Origin of the sequence: Nonomuraea sp. PA05 (genome assembly GCF_008086045.1) — a bacterium.
Taxonomy (GTDB): domain Bacteria; phylum Actinomycetota; class Actinomycetes; order Streptosporangiales; family Streptosporangiaceae; genus Nonomuraea; species Nonomuraea monospora.
Genome location: NZ_VSEY01000034.1, coordinates 104,123 through 124,738 on the forward strand (window position 1 = coordinate 104,123; position 20,616 = coordinate 124,738).

The following is a 20,616-nucleotide window of genomic DNA, read 5'->3' on the forward strand; positions in this document are numbered from 1 at the left end:
TCAAGAAACGTCTGGCGGGGCGGATCCGGCGCTGTTACCGTCGGAGGTGGAGCGCCGGGAAGTCTGGTCGGCAACGTCATATCGGACCGGCTTCAGGGAGGGCGCCCCCATGGCGAGCAGTCCTGCCGTCTTCATCCATGACCTGGTCAAGCGCTACGGCAAGATCCGTGCGCTGGACGGGCTCGACCTGACCGTGCACACCGGCGAGGTGCACGGCTTCCTCGGCCCGAACGGGTCGGGCAAGACCACGACGTTGCGCGTCCTGCTCGGCCTGCTGCGCGCCGACTCCGGGCACGCCGAGCTGCTCGGCGGCGACCCGTGGCGGGACGCGGTCGAGCTGCACCGGCGGCTGGCGTACGTGCCAGGCGACGTCGTCCTGTGGCCTGCCCTGTCCGGCGGCGAGGCCATCGACCTGCTCGGACGGCTGCGCGGCGGCCTCGACCGGCGCCGCAAGGCGGCCCTGTGCGAGCGCTTCGACCTCGACCCCACCCGCAAGGGCCGCGCCTACTCCAAGGGCAACCGGCAGAAGGTCGCGCTGATCGCCGCGCTGGCCTCGGACGTCGAGCTGCTGCTGCTCGACGAGCCGACCTCGGGTCTGGACCCGCTCATGGAGGCGGCCTTCCGCGAGACGATCCGTGAGGAACGCGCCAAGGGCCGCACGGTGCTGCTGTCCAGCCACCTGCTGTCGGAGGTGGAGGCCCTGTGCGACCAGGTCACCATCATCCGCGACGGCCGCGCGGTCCAGACCGGCACGCTGGCCGGGCTCCGTCACCTCACCCGCACCTCGATCACCGCCGACCTCGGCCGCGTTCCGGACGAGCTGGCCCGGATGGACGGCGTGCACGACCTGACGGTCCAGGGCTCACAGGTCCGCTTCCAGGTCGAGGCGCACCACCTGGAGCAGGCGCTGCGGCTGCTGACGGACTCCGGCGTACGCGCGCTGACCTGCCGGCCGCCCACGCTGGAGGAGCTGTTCCTGCGCCACTACCAGGTCGCGCCATGACCACCACGCCGACCCGCGCACTCTCGCGGCTCACGATGACCGGCACGCCGGAGCTGGTGCGGTTCGCCCTGCGCCGCGACCGTCTCCTGCTGCCCGCCTGGGCCGTCGCCATCGCCGGTCTCATCGCCGCCAGCGCGTCGGCCATCGCCGGGCTGTACCCGCAGGCGGCCCAGCGCATCGCGCTCGGCGTCACGATCGGCGCCGCCCCCGCCTTGCAGGCGCTGACCGGACCGGTCTACGACGCGGCCTCGGTCGGCGGCCTGACCGCCTGGCGCGTGACCACGATGGCCTCGGTGCTGGCCGCGCTGATGAGCATCCTCGTGGTGACCCGGCACACCCGCGCCGAGGAGGAGACCGGCCGCGCCGAGCTGGTCGGTGCCTGCCCCGTGGGACGGCACGCGCTGCCCGCCTCCGGGGTTCTGGTGGCCGCGGGCGCGAACCTGCTGATCGGCGTGCTCATCACGCTCGGCCTGGCCGGGCAGGGGCTGCCGGTCGCGGGCGCGCTCGCCTTCGGCGCCGCGGTGAGCGGCACCGGCTGGGCCTTCACCGGCGTCGCCGCCCTCGCCGGGCAGATCACCGCGCACGCCCGCACCGCCAACGCCATCGCGATCGCGGCCCTCGGCGCGGCCTTCCTGCTGCGCGCCCTCGGCGACGCCGCCCGCGTCGAAGCGCTGTCGTGGCTGTCCCCGCTCGGCTGGGCCCAGCGCGTGCGCGCCTTCGCCGGCGAACGCTGGTGGGTGCTCGCCCTGTTCGCCGCCACCGGGCTGGCCTTCCTCGCGGTGGCGGCGGTGCTGGCCAGACGGCGCGACCTCGGTGCCGGGCTGCTCGCCCCGCGTGCGGGCCCACGCGACGCGGCCGCCTCCTTGCGGACGCCGCTCGCGCTGGCCTGGCGGCTGCACCGCGGTGTGCTGCTGGGCTGGACGGTGGCGTTCACCGTGGTGGGCGCGCTGTTCGGGGCGTTGGCCCACAGCGTCGGCGACATCCTGCGCGACAACCCGCAACTGGCCGCGCTGCTCTCCCGGATGGGCGGCGGCCCGGGCCTGCTGACCGACGCGTTCCTGGCCGCCGAGCTGAGCGTGCTCGGCCTGGTCGCCGGCGGCTACGCCGTCCAGGCCACGCTGCGGCTGCAGGCCGAGGAGTCGGCGATCCGTGCCGAACCCGTCCTGGCCACCGCCGTGCCTCGATGGCGCTGGACGGCCGGCCACCTCAGCATGGCCCTGGCCGGCAGCGCCGCGATCCTGGCCGCGGGCGGCCTGGCCGCCGGCATCGCCCACGGCCTTCGGGTCGGCGAACCCGCCGGGCAGACGCTGCGGCTGCTCGGCGCGGCCCTGGCCCAGGCGCCCGCCACCTGGACTCTGGCCGGGACGGCGATGCTGCTGTTCGGGCTGCTCCCCCGGCTGACCGCACTCGCCTGGGCGGCGCTGCTCGTCTTCGCCCTGCTCGCCCAGCTCGGCGAGCTGCTGCGACTCGACGACCGGATCCGGAACCTGTCGCCCTTCGCGCACGTGCCGCAGGCTCTGCCCGGGCCGGTGGACCTGAGCCCGCTGCTCGGGCTCTGCGCGGTCACCCTGCTCCTCCTCTGGGCCGGTGTCGTCGCCTTCCAGCGGCGTGACCTGCGAGGGGACTGACCATGCTGCTCCTGCTGACGCTCAGCGCGCTGGGGCTGGCCGTGCTCGCCGTCGCCGCCGACCACCTGGTGATCGGCTCGGGACGGCTGGCGGAACGGCTCGGCCTGCAGCCCGTCGTGGTGGGCGTGGTCGTGATCGGGTTCGGCACCAGCGCGCCCGAACTCTTGGTGACCGGAACGGCGAGCCTGCGCGGCCAGAGCGACCTGGCGCTGGCCGGGCTGGTCGGCTCGAACATCGTCAACCTGACGCTGATCCTCGGCCTCGCCGGGCTGGCCGCGACGCTGGCCGTGCGCTCGTCGGTACTGCGACGCGAGGCGCCGCTGTCGGTCGCGGCCGTCACGCTGTTCGCCGTCGCCGCCCTGTCCGGGCTCGGCCCCGGCACGGGCGTCGTGCTGGTCGTGGCCCTGGCCGGGTCGATGGTGCTGCTGCTGCGCTTCGCCCGGCAGGCTCCGCGCGACCCGGTCGCGGCGGAGACGGCGGACTACCTGCGGACGTCCGCACGCCCGCGTCTGACGGCCGAGGTGCCCAGGACACTGCTCGGTCTGGCCGGAACACTGCTGGGCGCGCAGTTGCTCGTGGTCAACGCCTCCGAGCTGGCCATCCAGGCGGGCCTGTCAGCGGAGCTGGTCGGGTTCACCCTGGTCGCGCTCGGCACCTCACTGCCCGAGCTGGTCACCTCGCTGCAGGCCCAGCGGCGCGGCGACAGCGACCTCGTGGTCGGCAACCTGCTCGGCAGCAACCTGATCAACAGCCTGGCCGGCGGAACCATCATCGCGTTCGCCGGCACCACGGCACCCGCCATGGCACCGGCCGTCATCGCCGCCATGGCCGGCGTCAGTGGCCTGACCTGGGCTCTGCTCGCGCGCGGCAAACGACTCAGCCGCGCGGAATCGGCCCTGCTGCTGGTGGCGTACGTCGCGCTGCTGCCGCTCGTCACCTGACCGGGCGCTCTTGAGCAGGAGCCGCGGTTGCCATGTGAAGGCAGTCGATCGCGGCCAGCGCCTGTTCCACATGGTCGTAGAGGCTCATCGCCCGGGTAGTGCCGGTGATCTCAAGAATGCGGGCCACCCGCGGCTGGGGCCCGGTCAGGTGCACGTCCGCGCCGGCGGCGCGGGCCAGGGCGGCGGCGGCCAGCAGCACGGCCAGGCCGGAGCTGTCCAGGAACGCCAGCCGGGCGGCGTCGATGACCAGTTGCTCGTCCAGGCTGCGGCGGGCCTGGTCGATGTAGCTCTCCAGCCGGCCGGAGGTGGTGGAGTCCACCTCTCCCGCGATCGTGATCACGCATGCCCGCGGCAGATGGCGGTGGGTCATGATCACGGCAGCCGCCGCAAGCCGGGTGCCGGCGGGCGGAGCAGGGCGGTGACCGCGGCGTCGGCGGTGGGGTGGATGTCCAGGGCGTCCCACACTCCGGTGATCTGCAGCAGGCGGGCGGGCAGGTCCGTCACGGCGGCCAGGTGCAGCGTGCCGCCCTGCTCGCGCACGGCGCTGAGCACGCGCAGCAGGACGTGCAGGCCGGTGCTGTCCATGAAGGTGAGCCCGGCCAGGTCGAGCACCAGCGGCCGGCCCGGCTGCCCCATCCGGCCGACGTAGACCTCCAGCTGGTCGGCGTTCGTGGCATCCATCTCGCCGGCCACGCTGATCAGCACACCGGCGGTGAACGGCCGGCGGTCCAGGCTCAGGGGCGTCATGGTGACCCCGGCATCGCGCAGACCGGGGAAGGCTGAACGATAGCGATCATGGTCATCTCTTGAGTGGCGAACCGGTTGACTTCAGTGACGTCAGCTCCGTCACCATCAGGGTATGGGCGAACGCGGATACAGGAAAGCCCGTTCGCCATACGATCTCTGCGTAGCCGGATGCATCCGTTCCGCGTCCGGCCGCCGTCGAGCTCACGTCCTGCGGCGTGAGCGGCCCGAACGCAGCGATCGGTGAGTTCACTTCTGGACGTGCCGTCCCAGGTGAGCCAGCAGCCGGGTCAGCAGCGCGGCCCGTGACGGCAGGAGGCGATCCAGTCGTCGGCGTACATCGCCCGGTTGCCCATCATCTCGAAGTACCGCCGCGTGTGGCGGCCCGGCGCGTCCGCGACGAGGTGACAGGGCAGTCCGGTGTTCGCCGGGCACGTAGCCGCCCCGGCCTCAAGCTTCCTCGTCCCGGCCGGAGACGAGCGGGGAGGCCCAGGCGGTCACCGGATCGGCGTCGATCAGCACGGCGCGGGCGAAGGAACTGAGCGGCACCGCGAGGATCGCGCCGAGTGCCCCGAGCGCCCAGGTCCACACCAGCAGCGAGAGGATGGTCACGGCGGTGGACAGGCCGGCGGACGCTCCCGCGTACTTCGGCTGGATGATCGACTGAATGACGAAGTTCAGCACGCAGTAGGCCCCGATCACGCCCGCCATCGTGGTCACGCCGGAGTCCAGCAGGGCCAGCACGGCGGGAGGCGCAAGGCCGATGACGAAGCCGACGTTGGGGATGTAGTTGGTGATGAACGACAGCAGTCCCCACAGCAGGGGCAGCGGCACGCCCAGCAGCGCCAGGGCGGCCGTGTCGAGCACGGCCACGATGAGCCCGAAAACCGTGCACACCACGAAGTAGCGGCAGGTGTCGCGGGCGAACCGTCGCAAGGCGGTCACCAGGTGAGGGCGGGTGGCGGTGAGCCGGGCCAGTGTCCGCCGGAAGGTGACGGCGTCCAGGCTCATGCCGTACAGCACCAGGACGAGCAGCACGACCGCCGAGGCCATCCCGGCGAGCCCGGACAGCAGGCTCTGCGCCGCGTGGACGAGCCGGCCCGCGTCGATGCCGCTCAGCGCCTGCTTGATCTGCCCCTGTTCGATGCCGAAGCCGTGCAGGACGGCGCCGAGGGACGACAGCAGGCGCTGGTACTGGTCGGCGTACTGCGGCATGAGGGCGGCGAACCGGGCCGCGGCGATCGCCAGCGCTCCGCCGAGGGCGCACAGCACCAGCAGGATGACGACGAGCGGAACGAGTGTGGCGGCCCAGCCTCTCAGCCTGTTGCGCAGCGGGCTCACGGCGATCGTCAGGGTGAGCGCGAGGAAGGCCGGCCCGATGATGGCGCTGAGCTGTTCGACGCCCCACAGCAGCACCACCGCGAACGCGCCGGCCGCAAGCGCGCGGAGCCCGCCGGACAGCGGCGTGGCCTCCTTGACCAGCATGCCGCGACGCTATGTCGTCACGTATGCGGCGCGTGGCGGCAACACGCCTTCTCCGTCACTCTTGGCCGAGTGCATACCGTATCGGCAGCGGGCGAGCGTCCGGGCACGCGGCAGGCCAGCCTGTGGAAGGCCCGTGAAGAGCAACGCGACCCACAGTGAGGCGCCGACGATCAGTATCTTCAGCAGTGCCCGCACGCCTCACTCCTCGTGGGACGGGCTAGTCACGGGCGAGCATCGCCCGCCCTTCGAGGTCGTGATCGACGTAGTGCTCACCGCTGACGTTGACGGTCACCTTCTTCAGGGTGCCGCCGGTGAACGGGTACGGCGCGCTGTAGTCGCCGCTGACCGGATCGGCGGAGTCACGCCCCACGCACAGGCCCTCCCCCGCGAGGGCGAACTTGCCGGGCTGGGTCCGCATCGCACCTTCCGCGACCACCTCGTCCCCGACGAACAGGCGGAGCCTGCCACGTGCCACGCCTTCCGGTTCCTCGCCTTCCTTGGCGAATTCGACCCCAACGGACATCGGGCCCGCCGGGAGCGGCCGGTCAGCGGTGAAGGTCTGCTCGCCGGCGCCGAGGAAGTTGTAGCAGTAGTGAAGTGCGCCGTTCTTGACGAACAGGGTGTGCCCGCCGAATCTGGACCCCTGCGCGAAGATCACTCCATCGGGCGAGTCGGCGTCCAGCTCGGCCTTGATGGAGAAGGAACGGTTGCGGATGTTGACGGCCACGCCCTCCGGCACGTCGGAGGTGCCCGGGTAGTAGACGTAGACCTCGCGGGGCTTGGCGGGCAGCGGGCGCTGCACGGCGAGCTGTTCGCGGGAGGTCCGGTCGTCCAGGGGAAAGACGCCGTTGGCGCCGGCCTCGGCGAACCAGATCCCCACCAGCCGGCGCACCCTGTCCGGATGTTCGGCCGACAGATCGCGGGTCTCGGCCCGGTCCTCGGCCACGTGGTAGAGCTCCCATGCGTCGGCCATGAAGTCGCCCTTGCCGCTGAGCGCCCCGTGGCGGGCCACGACCTTCCACCCGTCGTGGTAGAGGGCGCGGGTGCCGAGCATCGCGTAGTACTGCGTGGTGCGGCTGCTCGGCGCCTGCGGCGCGTCGAAGGTGTAGGCCATCGAGGTGCCCTGGATCGGCGACTGGGTGTGTCCCTTGATCTGCCGGGGCGGCTCGACGCCGACGAGGTCGAGGACCGTGGGCACGATGTCGATCGCGTGGTGGTACTGGTCGCGCACCTGGCCGCCGACGTCCTTCATCCGCCCGGGCCAGCTGATGATCAACGGGTCGGCGATGCCGCCTTCCAGGGTGTAGCGCTTGAACATCTTGTACGGCGCGTTGAAGGCCCAGGCCCAGCCCGTCGGGTAGTGGTTGTAGGTGTCCGGCCCGCCGAGCAGGTCCAGCTTGGCCAGGTTCTCCGCGGGATCCTCCGGCCAGCCGTTGAAGAACTTGTTCTCGTTGACGGAACCGTCCGGTGAGCCTTCGCCGCTGGCGCCGTTGTCGGAGACGACGACCACGATCGTGTCGTCGAGCTGCCCGGACTCCTCCAGGTAGTCCAGCAGCCTGCCGATCTGGTGGTCGGTGTAGGCGCAGAACGCCGCGAACACCTCTGCCATCCGGCGGAACAGGCGGCGCTCGTCCTCGGTGAGCGAGTCCCACGGCTTGACCTGATCACCCGGGGGGATGACGTCGGCCGGCCAGGGGTTGATCGGCGAGAGCCGGGTGCCGCCGGGCACCAGCCCTTGCTCCTTCATCCGGTCCAGCACGATCTCGCGGTAGCGCTCGTAGCCCATGTCGAAGACGCCCCGGTACTTGTCGATCCAGTCCTTGGGCGCGTGGTGCGGGGCGTGGTTGGCGCCGGGCGCGAAGTAGCAGAACCACGGCTTGTCCGGGTCCACCTGGCGGATGTCGCGGATGAACTCGATCGCGCGGTCGGCCAGATCCCGCGACAGGTGGTAGCCCTCCTGCGGGGAGTACGGCTGCTCGACGAAGTGCTGGTCGTAGGCCAGATCCGGGAACCACTGATTGGTCTCGCCGCCCAGGAAGCCGTAGAAGCGCTCGAAACCGCGGCTGGTCGGCCAGGTCCGGCGCGAGCTCGCCATGCTCGACTCGGTCTCCGGCGTGAGATGCCACTTGCCCAGGCACAGGGTGACGTAGCCGTGCTCGACCAGGATCTCGGCGAGCGTGCCGTTCTCCGGCGGGATGACGGCGCTGAGGCCGGGGAATCCGTTGGCTCCCTCGACGATGCAGGCCATGCCGTTGCTGTGGGCGTTACGGCCGGTCAGCAGGCTGGAGCGGGTCGGTGAGCAGAGCGCGGTGGTGTGCCAGTTGGTGAAGCGCAGGCCCGACTTCGCCAGCCGGGTCATGTTCGGGGTCTCCACCAGGCCGCCGAAGGTGTCCCAGGTCGCGATGCCGGTGTCGTCCCAGACGATGTAGAGCACGTTCGGTGACCCTTCGCGTGCTCGCGGCGGCAGGAACGGATCCCAGTCCGGAACGGAGTCGCGGACGTCGAGATTGATCACGCCGTTGAATGTCCGGTTCACGTGTTCCTCCGCGTCGGTGCCTGATGGCTCGCATGCCCGCATCCCGTTCGAGCCCAACGCGGCGTTGCTGCAACAGATGTTCAAGCCGCGGCCGGATCGGCTCGCATGCTCCCGCCCGCCTGGTCTTCGCGCGGAAGCGGTCACAGCTCGAAGACCAGGCGGGCGGGCACCGTCCCGGCCAGGACTTCGTCGAAGGACCGGTTGATGTCCTCGAGCCTGCGCGTCTCATGGATGACCTTGGTGCGTCCCGCGGCGTGCAGTTTGAACACCTCCGCCAGGTCGGCGCGGGTGCCGACGATGGAGCCGATGACGCTGATGCCACCGAGAACGGTCTCGAAGATCGGCAGACTCATGGTGTTGTCCTTGGGCAGCGACACCAGCACCAGCCGTCCGCCGCGGCGCAGCGAGGCGTGCGCCTGCTCCAGCACGCGCGGGCTGGCGGCCAGCACGATGGCCACGTCCGCCCCGCCGAGAGCCTTGATCTCGGCGACCGGGTCGGCGACGGCGGCGTTGACCGTGTGAGCGGCGCCGAGCTCCCGGGCCAGGCGCAGTTTGTCCTCGGTGACGTCGACCGCGATCGTCTCGCCGCCGAAGATCTGCGCGTACTGCTGGGCCAGGTGGCCCAGCCCGCCGATGCCGAAGATCGCCGCCCGCTCGGAGGGGCGCAGGCCCGAGACCAGGACCGCCTTGTACGTGGTCACCCCCGCGCAGGTCAGCGGCGCGGCCTCGGCCGGGGTGACGCCGGCGGGCACCGGGACCACGTAGGCGGCGTGCGCGACCGCGTACTCGGCGTGGCCGCCGTTGAGGGCGTACCCGCTGTTCAGCTGGGACTCGCACAGGTTCTCCCGGCCGCTGACGCAGTATTCGCAGGTGCCGCAGGCGTAGCCGAGCCAGGGAATGGCCACCCGCTCCCCTACCGTCCGGCCGGTCACCGCTGAGCCCGTCTCCTCTATGACGCCGACCCCCTCGTGGCCGGGGATGAACGGCAGGGCGGGCTTGACCGGCCAGTCGCCGTGGGCGGCGTGAATGTCGGTGTGGCACAGCCCGCTCGCCTCGATCCGGACGAGAACCTCGGTCGGGCCCGGCTGCGGGACGGGCACCCCCTGCAGTTCGACGGGCTTGTCAAAGGCGGTGACTACGGCAGCGCGCATGGTTCTGCTTTCTGTGTGGGTCCTGCCTGCAGCCTTCCCCCTTCAGCGGCGCTCCCATCAGGGGCGATGGGCTCGTACGGCGTCCCGGCTGGAAGTGGTGGCGGCCCGTTTCCTGGTCGGGGTCGCGGGCCTGGCATGGCGCCTGCTCCCACGGCGGTCAGGTGGGCGGCCGCAAGATTGCGGCGTCGGATGGGCTGGTGCGCGAAGCAGCGCTCCACGTGCCCGGCCGGCCGGAGCACGCCAGTCCGGCTCCGCCGAAGCCCGGCAGCCGCTTGTCCGGTGTCTTCCTGGCCTCGGCGTAGGAGCGGTAGGAGGCGAAGCCGTCACCACACCGGCCCGCCAGGTTGCGCGGCTGCGCCCGATCGGAGGGCCGATCTTCACAGAGCCGGCGTCATCCCCTGCAGCGGAGGTCAGGGGTGCTGCTGGATCGGCGCGGTGTCGTCGACCTGCACACATGGCTTCACGGGCGTGTCCGCCTTGGCCAGCCAGGCACCGAGTTGCCACGGCTGGCGCGGGTTCTGGTTGTCGCGGAACTCCAGCACCAGAGTCTCCCCTCGCCGCATGTGCTGCGGAGAAATGAGGAACTTCTGCCCGGAGTCCAGCCGGGACACCAGCCGGACGACCTTGTGTGAGCGCCAGTTCTCCTTGTCGTGGAACTCCTGAAGCTCCTCCTCGTTCATCTCCGCGGGATTCTTCGAGCCGTAGGCCAGATCGGCACTGGCGAAGCGGTCGCCGGCGCATCGCTTGCCCGGCGGCTCGAACGTCACGTCGGCTGTCACCCCCACGGTGCTCAGCTTGGCCGCCAGCCCCTCGGGGTCACGCAGCTCGGTGAGGGTCACCGTGATCGTGCCGTCAGGGTTCTTCACCACCGCGTAAGCGGGATCGGCGTCCCCGATCACCAGGGGTGCGGCGACAGCGGCCACGGCGACGGCTGCCGCGACCAGCAGCCGTGGACCGGTGAAGATCGCCCGGTCTCGCCCGAGGACGCGCCGGCGCGCGGGCGGGTCGGCCATTCCTTCCAGCAGCCGCCGCCGCGCCCCGGCGAGGTCGTCCGGAGTGCCCGGGGAAACAGTCGCCCACATGGTCTTGAGCTCGTCCATCATTCCGCTCCTCGTTCCAGTGCCTGACGGACCCGGGTGCGGGCCCGGTTGAGTCGCGAGCGCACGGTCCCCAGAGGGATGGCGAGTGCGTCCGCGACCTCCTGGTAGCTCAGCTCGGCCCAGGCGACGAGCAGCAGCACGTCGCGATCGGCTCGGCTGAGTTTCAGCAACGCCTGCGCCAGTGGCCGGTTGACGGCCAGGGTGCCGACCCCGTCCTCGACCGGCGCGCCGGACACCTCCGCCGGATGCACCCCACTGCGGATGTAGGCGCGGTAGAGGCTCATCTCGGTGCGGCGATGCTTGCCGATCAGGTTGGAGGCGATGCCGTACAGCCAGGGGCGGGCGTCGGCGCGGGCCTGGTCGTAATCGCCCCGGCGCTGGAAGGCGGTCAGGAAGGTGTCGGCCACGATGTCCTCGGCCTCGCTGGGGCCCAGTCGCCGGACCACGTAGCGATGGAGGTACGGCGCATGCCGGTCGAACAGAACGGTGAAGGTCTCCGGCTCGTTCAGCGACCGCTCGATGAGGGTCGCGTCGTCAGCCTTGATGACGTCGCGTATGGGGTCATGCGTGTCGACCCCTTCTTGGCGTATGCCGGTCACACGTACTCTTACCGCGCCGGACCGAAAAGGTTCACGCCCGTCGGCCCTGCCGCCCGTCGGGATGTCTGTCGCAGGCCGGATCGCGTGGTCTCTGCCGGGGGCGGGGGTGCGACAGCCTGCCCGTCGCGAGAGTTGATCAGCCGATCCGGGCGGGTGCACACTGCGGACGCGGAAAGATCCGGCACCATCGCCCCCACCCCCGGGTCGGTGGAGATCACATCCCTATGACCGGCGCCGTCCATCCGGCGTGACCGCGCTCCCGTTCTGGCCGGACGCGCTCCGCCCGACGGCGGCGGCCCCGTCGAAGGTGACACCTGCTCCACCTCGCCCGCCGGAGTTCACTCGCGGGATCGGGGGATCCACGAGCCGTGGAATCCGGCCGGGACGCCGCGGGGCAGCTCCACCGTCGCCACAGGGCCGCCCTCCACGCGGGCCGCGTCCAGCACCAGGAGCTGTGAGGCGGAGCCGTCGCGGCGGGTGGCGACGGCCATCAGCCAGCCGTCGTCCTCGCGGCGCGGGCCCGGCGTCGCCGGCACGAACACCGCCTCCCCGACCATCGTCTCGGCGTCCAGCTCGTGCACGGCGCAGGTGCCGGTGACGTCGTCGTACTTGACGATCGCGCAGTGGTCGCGGCTGCGGGGCTCGTTGCCGGTGACCGTGTAGAGGTAGCGGGAGCGCCGGCCGGTCAGGTCGTCGTCGATCGTGGGGAACTCCACCACCCGGTCGTCGAGCTGCTGCTCGGTGGCGCGGCCGGTGGCCGGGTCGAGGATCCAGCGGTGCAGGGAGGAACGGCCGATCGCCGGGGCGCCAAGGTCGCGCGCGCCGTCGGTTCGCGAGCCGACGCCACGGTCGGAGCCAGGCGGCGGGGTCGGAAGGGGCGGCGGGGGTAGGGGGCCGAAGGTGCGTTCGGCGTCGGTGCGGGACAGGCGTGGGGAGAAGCCGCGCGCGGCGTCCGCCCGGGACAGCATCGCCCAGAGCGCGGTCCACTCGGCGGGCGAGTAGCGGACGGCATCGAGGATCACCCGGCCGCCGGCGTCCTCGTGGGCGTTGCCGACGTGGAAGATCCAGCACGGCTCGATCTCGAACCACGTCACCTCGGCGCCGGGACGATCGTGCCGCATCAGGCCGAGCCGGGCGCCGTGAGCCTCGTCCCAGCCGTACGGGATGCCCCGGTCGGCCAGGGAGAGCTGGAACGTCATGGGCAGGTCGAGCCAGACGACGTGGTGCTCGGTGACGGCGAAGTCGTGCATCATCGTGCCCGCCCGCACCGGCACCTCCCGGCTGTGGACGAGCTCGCCCTTGGCGTCGAGCCGGTGGTAGGTGAGCAGCGGCGGGACGAAGCCGTAGCCGAAGAAGTGCAGCTCTCCGGTGTCCGGGTCGGTCTTGGGGTGGGCGGTCATGGCGGTGGTGAGCCGGCCGCCGAAGTCGCAGGGGCCGACGGTGGCGAGGTCGGGCGTCACCTCGTACGGCAGGCCCACCTCGACGAGGGCGTAGACGCGGTCGGCGTGCGCCATCACGTGGGTGTTGGCCGAGGTGGCCGTCAGGTCGATCCGGCCGTCGGGGGTGACGAACGGCTTGTCGTGGAAGGCGCCGGTCCGCACCCACCGGTTGCGGTACCACTCGGCGCGCCCGCCGCGCAGCCGTACCCCGTGCAGCATGCCGGGACCGGCCTGGAGGTGGCCGCTGCGCCGGCCGGGCAGGGGGTTGGGGCCGTTGCGAAGATAGCGGCCGTCCAGCTCGGGCGGGAGCGTGCCGGTCACGGGCAGGTGTACGGCGTCGATCTCGTCGGGCACCGCCTGGAGGTGGCCGGGGAGGCCGTACTGTTCGACGGTCTGCGGGTCGATCACGACGCCTCCAGCGAGGTACGGGAGAGCGTCACCAGCGGGTCGATCACGGCGCCTCCAGCGAGGTTCGGGGCAGCGTCACCATAGGACGGGGCGGCGGCGCCGCCTAGGCGCGCCGTGGCCACATTGCCGCTCGGCGGCGCCCGCCGGGATCGCCGCGCGGTGGCGCTGGTCAAGGCCTCGGCAAGCCGGGGCGTGCGCTCGGCGGTTCAGCTAGGTTCGCCGCCGGGTCTTGCTTATCGTGGGCGCCTGTTGCCCAGGAAAGGCGGACTTAGCATGCTCTATCGGCCAGCCGCGCGGCCCGTACGGGGAAGGGGCGAGCCCGCATGAGCCGGTCGCGGTACTCCCGCGTGGCGGGGGTGGCGGTGCACCTGCCGGACGACAGCCTGACGACACCGCGGCTGGAGGACCTGCTCGCCGAACGCAACCCCGGCGTCCAGGTGCCGCGTGGCCTGATCGAGCGGCACAGCGGCGTGCGGCGCCGCCACGTCGCGCCGCCGGAGAGCATGGCGTCGGACCTGGCGGTGGCGGCGGCCCGGCGGCTGCTGCGGCAGACCGGGCACGCGCCGCCGTCCATCGACCTGATCATCTACGCGGGCGTGTCGGGCGACGCCGTCGAGCCGGCGACCGGTCACATGGTGGCGGCCAAGCTGGGGGCGAACTGCCCCGTCTTCGACGTCCGGGACGCGTGCAACAGCGTCCTGCGGGCGATCCACCTCGCGGACGCGCTCATCACCGGCGGCTACCACCGGACGGTCCTCATCGCGTGCGGCGAGGTCGTGACCGCCGGCATCCAGTGGCGGCTGGAGTCGCAGGAGGACTTCGAGCCGGCGATCCCGTCCTACACGGTCTCCGACTCGGGCACGGCGCTGCTGCTGGAGTCCAGCGGGACACCAGGGGTGCTCGGGGACCGATTCGGGGCGAACTCCGCGTACTGGGAGTCCTCGATCATGCCGTTCGTACGCGATCCGCTCGGCGGGTTCGGCGCCGGGCCCTTCGCGATCGACCCGGTCTCGCTGGCCATCGGGGTGCAGAAGCTGGACCTGAGCGTGCTGCGGCAGCCGCTGGCAGAGCGGGGGCTCGGCTGGGAGGACATGGCGGTGGTGTGCGTGCACCAGCCGTCGCTGGCGGCGCTGCACTGGTTGTGCGAGCTGATCGAGCTACCGCCGGACAAGGCCGAGGTGACGATCGTCGATCACGGCAACCTGGCCGCCTCGACGTTGCCGATGCAGTTGCGGTCGGCGGAGGAGGCGGGGCGGCTCAAGCGGGGCGACCTGGTCGCGCTGGTGGGGGTGGCGAGCGGGCTCAGCTCGGGCACGGTGCTGCTGCGCTGGTGAGGACGCGCCCCGCCGGGACCGGACCATGAGGAGGAGTGTCCATGCCGGTCGGCATCCGTCATCGCAGCCCCCGCGCCGTACCCCCCGCCGGGTCCGGCCTGTGGCAGGACGGTCTCGCCGCGGGCTCCGGCGTCCTCGACCGGCTCGGGCGGGCGGTCGCGGGCCCGGCCGGATGGCTCGTCATCGCGTGCTGGCTGCTCCTGGCGGGCGCGGCGCTGACGGTGCTGCCCGGCCTCGCGCAGCGGCTGGCCCCGCCCTCGCTGGAGGTGCCCGGCTCACCGTCCGCGAGAGCCGCGGCGGTGGTCGCGCGCGGCTTCCCCGAGCTGGGCGGCGAGCAGATGATGCTGGCGTTCGGCTCGTCCACCTTGAACGCGGACGAGCCGCGCCACCAGCGGGCGGTCGCCGCCACGGTGGAGGCGCTGGCCGCCCGTCCGGACGTCGGCGCGATGCTGCCGCTGCCCGGGACCGACGGCGGGCACCCCCGCCACGCGTACGTGCTGGCCGGCGTGCACGGCGACGAGCCGGCCCGGCAGCGGAACCTGCCCGCCCAGCTCGCGACCGCCCGCCAGGCCGCCCAGGACGCGTCGGGCGGCGTGGTCACCGTGACCATCCTGGGGGTGAGCCGGGCCTTCGCGCAGCTCGCGCACGCCGACATGGCGGATCTGCGGTCGATGGAGGCGATGACCGTCCCGGTGGCGGCGGTGCTGCTGGTGCTCGGCCTGGGCGCGGTGGGGGCGGCGGCGCTGCCGCTGGTGGTGGGCGGTGCGGCGATCCTGACCGCGGTGGGCGCGCTCGCGGTGGCGGCGGCGCTGGCGCCGGTCGACTCGACCATGCTGACCTACACCGTCACCATGTCGCTGGGGCTGGGGCTCGACTACACGCTGCTGATCCTGCTGCGTTACCGTCAGGCGCGCCGCGCCGGGCTGACGACGCGGCTCGCCGCCGGGCGCGCCGCCGCCACGGCGGGCGGCACGGTGCTGTGGTGCGGGGCCGCGATCGTCGTCACGTCCTGCGCGTTGCTGGTCGTGGACGTGCCGTGGGCGCATTCCCTGGCGCTGGCCGGCATGCTGGCCGCGCTCGTCACCCTGGCCGCCGCGCTGACGCTGGGACCGGCGCTGCTGTCCCGCCTGGACCGGTGGCTGGAGTTCGGCACGCTGCCGTGGCGCAGGGCCGGGGCGGCGGGCGGGCGGGCGGCGTGGTTGCGGAGCGCCGAGCACATGATGCGGAGGCCCGGCCGGTACGCCGTGGCCGCCGTCGCCGTGCTGGCCCTGGCCGCCGTGCCGGTGCTGCACCTGCGGATGGGTCTGCACTACGACCGTCCGGCGCTGGCGGGCACCGACATCGGCGCCGGGATGGCCGAGCTGGAACGCGACGGGGTGGCCGGGCTGACCACCGTGGCACTGCCGCACCCCGGCGGCGCCGCGCCCGTGGACACCTTCGCCTTCCAGCAGGCGCTGCGGGCCGACCCGAGGGTGTCCATGGCCACCGTGATGGACAACGGCAGGGACCTGACCGTGATGCTCATCGCCGACCGGTGCCCGCCGGACGGGGCCGCCGCGGCCGCGTTCCAGCGGGACCTGCACGCGATGGGCGCGCGCCTGCTGCCCGCCGGACAGCCGATGCCGGCCGTCGGGCCGGCGGCGCGGCTCGGCGACCTGGCGGCGGCGGCGCTGGACGGGCTGTGGCAGGTGCTGGCGGTGGTGCTGCTGGCATCGTTCGGGTTGCTGCTGCTGACGTTCCGCAGCCTGCTGATCCCGCTCAAGGCGGTCGCCATGAACCTGCTGTCCGTCTGTGCCGCCTTCGGGCTGCTCACCGCCGTCTTCCAGGACCTGGGGCCGGAGGGCGCCGACGTCAACGCGTTGCTGCCGCTGATCGTGTTCACCATCGTCTTCGGGCTGTCCCTGGACTACGAGGTCTTCCTCGTGCACCGCATCGCCGAGCACTACCGCCGGAGCGGCGACAACACCGCCGCCGTGGTGCACGGGCTGCGGTGCACGGCGCGTCCGATCACGCTGGCGGCGGCCATCATGGCGGTCACGTTCGGGGGGCTGATGCTCACGCGGCGGCTGGACTTTCAGCAGGGCGGGTTCGCGGTGGCGGCGGCGATCGTGCTGGACGCCACGATCATCCGGATGGTGCTGGTGCCGAGCCTGATGCGGTTGCTGGGGCGGTGGAACTGGTGGCTGCCCGGGTTCAGCGGCGCAGGAAGGCGGTGACGGCCGGTTCAGTGTGGCGCAGGAAGGCGGTGATCGCCGGGACGAGGCTGTCGTGGGCGTCCTCCAGCACGTAGTGCCCGGCGCCGGGAAAGGCGTGCACCTGCGCGCGCGGCAGGCGCCGCCGCCACTCGCGCAGCATGAGCGGGTCGAGGACGGGATCGCGCAGCCCCCACCCGATCAGTACGGGCCGGTCGGCGAACGCGGCCAGCGTCTCCCCCGCCCGCACCAGCAGCGGCCACGACGGGTCGCCGGGGCCGAGCGGGATGTCGTGGACGAACCGCTGGACGGCCAGCCGGTGCTCCCTCCCGTCGTCCGGCGCCAGGAAGGCGGCCCGCACGTCCGGCGGGAGCCGGTCGCGCAGCCCGAACGGCGGCAGCGTGGCCAGCCGGGCGAACGCGTGGTGGCGCAGGAACAGGCGCTCGCCCAGCCGCGTCTCCCGCAGCAGCCACAGCGGCAGCCGCAGCGCCGGGCGCACCCGCGGGCCGTGCGGGTCGGGGAAGGCGGCGGTGTTGAGCACGACCAGCCGGGACACCCGGCCGGGGTGGCGGGCGGCCCAGGCCATGCCGATGGGGCCGCCCCAGTCGTGCATGACGAGCGTCCAGCCGTTCTCGGGGGCGGAGCGTTCGGTGATGAGGTGGTCGGTGAGGGCGTCGAGGTCGTCCACGCGGGAGGCCAGGGTGAAGGGGTGACGGCCGGCGGCGGGCTTGTCGGACAGGCCCATCCCGAGGTGGTCGGGGGCGATGCAGCGGTGCTCGCCGCGCAGCGCCAGGACGAGGCGTCGCCACAGGTAGCTCCAGGACGGGTTGCCGTGCAGCATGAGCACGGGCGCGCCGTCGCCCTCGTCCAGGTAGTGCAGGCGCAGGGCGTCATGGGTGAACCAGCGCGACTCGAAGGGGTAGCCGGGCAGGGGCGGGCGCGTGCGGGTGGGCATCAGACCTCAGACGTGCGGGCGGACGGGTGGCGGGCCGGCGTCAGGACCTCAGGCGTGCGGGCGGACGGGTGGCGGGCCGGCGTCAGGACCTCAGACGTGCGGACGGAGGCGTGGTCCGGGGCGGCGGGGTCGCCGGACAGGTGCCTGGCAAGCCTGGCCAGCCCTTCGGCCATGCCGACGCGCGGCTCGTAGCCGAGGTCGCGGCGGGCGGCGGAGATGTCGAACCAGTGGGACGTCGTGGCCTGCACGACCGCCATCCGGGTGATCGGCGGTTGCGCCCGTACGCGGGCCAGCCGGTAGCCGTGCTCGACGGCCGCCGCGCCCAGGCGGGCCAGCCGGGCGGGCACGTGGCGGGTCACCGGCGGCAGGCCCGCCGCGCCCAGGAGGCCGTTGACCCAGTCGGTGAGCGTGACCGGCTCGTCCTGGGTGATGAAGTAGGCGCGGCCGGCGGGCGGCGATCCGGGGGCGAGCGCGTCCAGGGCCAGCAGGTGGGCCTCCGCGGCGTTGCCGACGTACACGGTGTCGATGCGCTTGCCGGGGGCGCGCGGCAGGACGAGCCGGCCGCGGCGGGCCCGCGCGGCGAAGCGGGGCAGGAAGTGCGGGTCGCCCGGCCCCCAGATGAGGTGCGGGCGCAGCGCGACCGTGGCCAGCCGGTCGCCGTCGGCGGCCAGGACCATGCGTTCGGCGATCGCCTTGGTGGCCGGGTACGGGGCGGGGAAGCGGCGGGCGTACGGGGCCGACTCGTCCACGCCCTCCAGGTCGCGGCCGTCGTGGACGACGCTCGGCGAGGAGGTGTGCACCAGACGGGTGACGCCCGCACGCCGGCAGGCCTCGATCACGTTCGCGGTGCCCTCCACGTTGATCGAGCGGTAGGCGTGGGCCGGGCCCCACATGCCGGCCAGGGCGGCGCAGTGCACCACCGCGTCGCAGCCGGACACGGCGGCCCTGACGCCGTCCCGGTCCCGCAGATCGGTGGTGTGCTGGAGCACGCCGAGATCGGCCAGTGCCGGGTGGTGGCGGCGGTTCAGCGCGGAGACGTGCTCGCCTCGTGCCGCCAGGAGCCGGCAGATGGCTTGGCCGAGGAATCCGCTGCCGCCGGTGACCAGGACCTTCATCGTTCCTCCAGGCCGAGCTTGCGGGCGGCCCAGCGGGCCAGGAGCGGGCGGCGGATCTTGCTGGCGTGCCGGACGTCCGTGGGGAGGCCTGGATGCGCCAGTACCTCGGCGACAGCGCCGCCCGTGGCGGCAAGCGCCCGCACCCGTTCGAGGGTCTCGTGGCGTGAGGTGCCCGGCTCGCACTCCACGCACAGGACGGGACGCTGGTCGCCCGGCGGGCCCACGCCCACCAGCGCGCTGCGGCGCACGCCCGGCAGCGCGTTGACGATCGGCTCGACCTGGTCGGTGTACAGCTCGCCGCCGGCGGTGCGCACCCGCTCGCTCTTGCGCCCCGCGAACCACAGCCGCCCCTGCTCGTCCATCAGGCCCAGGTCACCCATGCGGTGGACGGGCTCGCCGTGGTCGTCGACGCGGGCCAGGGCGCCCTCGTCCGGGCGGGCGAGGTACGGGTCGCCGACCGCCGGGCCCGCCACGGTGATCTCGCCCACGGTGCCCGGCGGCACGAGAAGGTCGTCCGACCAGTGTGGGATCGCCTCGTCGGTGATGCGGATGACGCGCACCTTGTTGCCCGGCAGGACGCCGCCCAGGCAGGTGCCCGCGCCGCGCGCGGTGGCCTCGGCGGTAGCGGTCAGTTCGGCGGCGTCCGCCATGCTGACCAGCAGGCATTCGGTGGCTCCGTAGATCGAGCGCACGTCGGCGTGCGGGGGCAGGCAGCGCAGGGCGCGGCGCAGCACCGGGAACGGGAGGGGCGCGCCGGCGGTGAGCACCACCTCGACGGTGTCCAGGATCTGGTCGTGCCGCAGGCAGTGGCGGGCCAGCCGGTCCAGCAGGGCGGGGGCGGCGAACAGGGCGCGGACGCGGTGGGTGGTGATCGAGCGGGCCATGGCGGCCGGGTCGGTGCGTTCCGGGCGGCTGGGGGTGCGGCGCGGGATGATCGCCTCGCACCCCATCGACGGGGCCGCCACGGCGAACGGGGGGAAGGTCGAGTACAGCGTGGTGCCGGGTTCCAGTGCGCCGAGGTGGGCGAGCAGCTCGGTCTGTCCGGCCAGATGGCGGTGGCGGTAGGGGACGCCCTTGGGCGCGCCGGTGGAGCCTGAGGTGAAGACGATGAGCGCCGGTTCGTCGCCGTCCGGTGCCGTCCAGGCCGGGTGGCGGGTGCGGGCGTGGCGGGTGCGGGCGAGCCACATGGAGCGGGTGGCGAGTGTGACGGTGGTGCGCACGCTGTCGCGCGCCCAGCCCAGCAGGACGCGCGCCAGGTGGGCGCGCGGGATCGCGACGAACGCCTCGGGAGCGGCCTCCGCGAGGCACGCGCCGACCGCCCGCGCCCCGAGGCCCGGATCGATCAGCACCGGCACGGCCCGCAGCCGCAGCAGCGCCAGGACCACTGCGACCAGGTCACGGCCGGGCGGGACCAGGACGGCGGCCCGTGTTCCCGCCGTGACGCCGGCGCGCGCCAGCCTGGTCGCCGCCCCCGTGATGAGGTCGTCGAGCTGGGCGTAGGTCAGGGTCTCGGTGTGGCGGCGCCGTTCGACGCGGCAGGCGACCGTGCCGGGATGGGCGCGCGCCCAGTGCTCGGTCATGGCCACGACGTCGAAGAGCGGGGTGGTCACACCACATCACCTCTCACAGCTCGGAAGCGGGGGGTCAGCAGGACGCGGCCTCCAGGACGCGCAGGTCCCTGGGCAGCTGGAAGCCTAGGATCTGCGTCTCGGGTGCCGCCGCGACACCCGATGAAGTGGCGCCCGGCGCCGCGGCCGCTGATGTGGCAGCGGAGACCCCGGCTTGCGACCCGCCGGCGGAGCCGGACCTGAAGAAGTTCGTGAAGGCCTGGGCGAGCGCCTGCACAGGCACGGTGAGACACACCCGTTCCGGATCCGGCCCCGCCGCGACCCCACCGGGCACGTCGGCGGCGGCCGGACTGGCGGGGGCGGCGGTGGCGAGAAGGGCGGCGGCGAGAAGAGCGAGAGCGGAGATGCGCACAGCGAG

The 20,616-nt window shown here is 73.1% G+C and carries 17 protein-coding genes; 5 read left to right on the plus strand and 12 right to left on the minus strand.

The window, feature by feature from the left end:
• Nucleotides 1–109 precede the first annotated feature (109 nt).
• The 3 genes from FXF51_RS41845 to FXF51_RS41855 are packed head-to-tail and all read left to right on the plus strand — an operon-like array spanning nucleotide 110 to nucleotide 3,572.
• Nucleotides 110–1,003, plus strand: coding sequence for an ATP-binding cassette domain-containing protein (locus FXF51_RS41845; protein WP_148440324.1), 894 nt, complete (start codon nucleotides 110–112; stop codon nucleotides 1,001–1,003).
• Nucleotides 1,000–2,631 carry an ABC transporter permease gene (locus FXF51_RS41850; protein WP_187414869.1) on the plus strand — a complete coding sequence of 544 codons (1,632 nt, stop codon included), beginning with the start codon at nucleotides 1,000–1,002 and terminating at the stop codon, nucleotides 2,629–2,631. Before FXF51_RS41845 ends, FXF51_RS41850 begins: the two co-directional genes overlap by 4 nt.
• A gap of 2 nt (nucleotides 2,632–2,633) precedes the next feature.
• The gene (locus tag FXF51_RS41855) at nucleotides 2,634–3,572 is read left to right on the plus strand and encodes a sodium:calcium antiporter (protein ID WP_148440325.1); all 939 of its coding nucleotides are present in this window, start codon (nucleotides 2,634–2,636) and stop codon (nucleotides 3,570–3,572) included.
• Here the strand turns inward: FXF51_RS41855 and FXF51_RS41860 are convergent.
• The 8 genes from FXF51_RS41860 to FXF51_RS41895 form a co-directional block, all read right to left on the minus strand.
• Nucleotides 3,565–3,942 (minus strand): STAS domain-containing protein, encoded by a 378-nt coding sequence (locus FXF51_RS41860; protein WP_148440326.1) that lies wholly within the window; start codon nucleotides 3,940–3,942, stop codon nucleotides 3,565–3,567. The two genes, FXF51_RS41855 and FXF51_RS41860, sit on opposite strands and share 8 nt — an antisense overlap.
• A gap of 2 nt (nucleotides 3,943–3,944) precedes the next feature.
• Nucleotides 3,945–4,319 (minus strand): STAS domain-containing protein, encoded by a 375-nt coding sequence (locus FXF51_RS41865; protein WP_148440327.1) that lies wholly within the window; start codon nucleotides 4,317–4,319, stop codon nucleotides 3,945–3,947.
• Nucleotides 4,320–4,766: 447 nt separating this feature from the next.
• Complete coding sequence (locus tag FXF51_RS41870) at nucleotides 4,767–5,801, minus strand: AI-2E family transporter (protein ID WP_148440328.1); 1,035 nt, start codon at nucleotides 5,799–5,801, stop codon at nucleotides 4,767–4,769.
• A 217-nt stretch (nucleotides 5,802–6,018) separates the two neighbouring features.
• The gene (locus tag FXF51_RS41875; RefSeq protein ID WP_148440329.1) at nucleotides 6,019–8,337 is read right to left on the minus strand and encodes an arylsulfatase; all 2,319 of its coding nucleotides are present in this window, start codon (nucleotides 8,335–8,337) and stop codon (nucleotides 6,019–6,021) included.
• Nucleotides 8,338–8,477: 140 nt separating this feature from the next.
• Nucleotides 8,478–9,488, minus strand: coding sequence for a zinc-dependent alcohol dehydrogenase (locus FXF51_RS41880; protein ID WP_148440330.1), 1,011 nt, complete (start codon nucleotides 9,486–9,488; stop codon nucleotides 8,478–8,480).
• Nucleotides 9,489–9,898: 410 nt separating this feature from the next.
• Entirely contained in the window at nucleotides 9,899–10,591 is a 693-nt protein-coding gene (locus FXF51_RS41885; protein WP_262380175.1) for a hypothetical protein, read from the minus strand.
• On the minus strand, nucleotides 10,588–11,178 hold the full coding sequence (locus FXF51_RS41890) for an RNA polymerase sigma factor (RefSeq protein ID WP_262380185.1): 591 nt from the start codon (nucleotides 11,176–11,178) through the stop codon (nucleotides 10,588–10,590). The genes FXF51_RS41885 and FXF51_RS41890 overlap by 4 nt, the downstream gene beginning before the upstream one ends.
• Nucleotides 11,179–11,525: 347 nt before the next feature.
• Nucleotides 11,526–13,034 (minus strand): carotenoid oxygenase family protein, encoded by a 1,509-nt coding sequence (locus FXF51_RS41895; RefSeq protein ID WP_262380176.1) that lies wholly within the window; start codon nucleotides 13,032–13,034, stop codon nucleotides 11,526–11,528.
• A 323-nt stretch (nucleotides 13,035–13,357) separates the two neighbouring features.
• Here FXF51_RS41895 and FXF51_RS41900 point away from each other — a divergent pair, with 323 nt between their 5' ends.
• Nucleotides 13,358–14,368, plus strand: coding sequence for a 3-oxoacyl-ACP synthase III family protein (locus FXF51_RS41900; protein ID WP_148440331.1), 1,011 nt, complete (start codon nucleotides 13,358–13,360; stop codon nucleotides 14,366–14,368).
• A 41-nt stretch (nucleotides 14,369–14,409) separates the two neighbouring features.
• Nucleotides 14,410–16,584: an MMPL family transporter gene (locus FXF51_RS41905; RefSeq protein ID WP_148440332.1), complete on the plus strand. Its 2,175-nt coding sequence runs from the start codon at nucleotides 14,410–14,412 to the stop codon at nucleotides 16,582–16,584.
• On the opposite strand, the gene FXF51_RS41910 is transcribed toward FXF51_RS41905, so the two are convergent.
• From FXF51_RS41910 to FXF51_RS41925, 4 genes are read right to left on the minus strand one after another with little or no spacing between them, the layout of a single operon-like run.
• Nucleotides 16,562–17,515 carry an alpha/beta fold hydrolase gene (locus FXF51_RS41910; RefSeq protein ID WP_148440333.1) on the minus strand — a complete coding sequence of 318 codons (954 nt, stop codon included), beginning with the start codon at nucleotides 17,513–17,515 and terminating at the stop codon, nucleotides 16,562–16,564. The genes FXF51_RS41905 and FXF51_RS41910 overlap by 23 nt on opposite strands.
• Complete coding sequence (locus FXF51_RS41915) at nucleotides 17,515–18,630, minus strand: NAD-dependent epimerase/dehydratase family protein (RefSeq protein WP_148440334.1); 1,116 nt, start codon at nucleotides 18,628–18,630, stop codon at nucleotides 17,515–17,517. The genes FXF51_RS41910 and FXF51_RS41915 overlap by 1 nt, the downstream gene beginning before the upstream one ends.
• Nucleotides 18,627–20,240, minus strand: a complete 1,614-nt coding sequence (locus FXF51_RS41920) for a fatty acid CoA ligase family protein (RefSeq protein WP_148440335.1) — start codon at nucleotides 20,238–20,240, stop codon at nucleotides 18,627–18,629. Before FXF51_RS41920 ends, FXF51_RS41915 begins: the two co-directional genes overlap by 4 nt.
• 34 nt (nucleotides 20,241–20,274) lie before the next feature.
• The gene (locus FXF51_RS41925) at nucleotides 20,275–20,610 is read right to left on the minus strand and encodes a hypothetical protein (protein ID WP_148440336.1); all 336 of its coding nucleotides are present in this window, start codon (nucleotides 20,608–20,610) and stop codon (nucleotides 20,275–20,277) included.
• Between the last annotated feature and the right edge of the window lie 6 nt (nucleotides 20,611–20,616).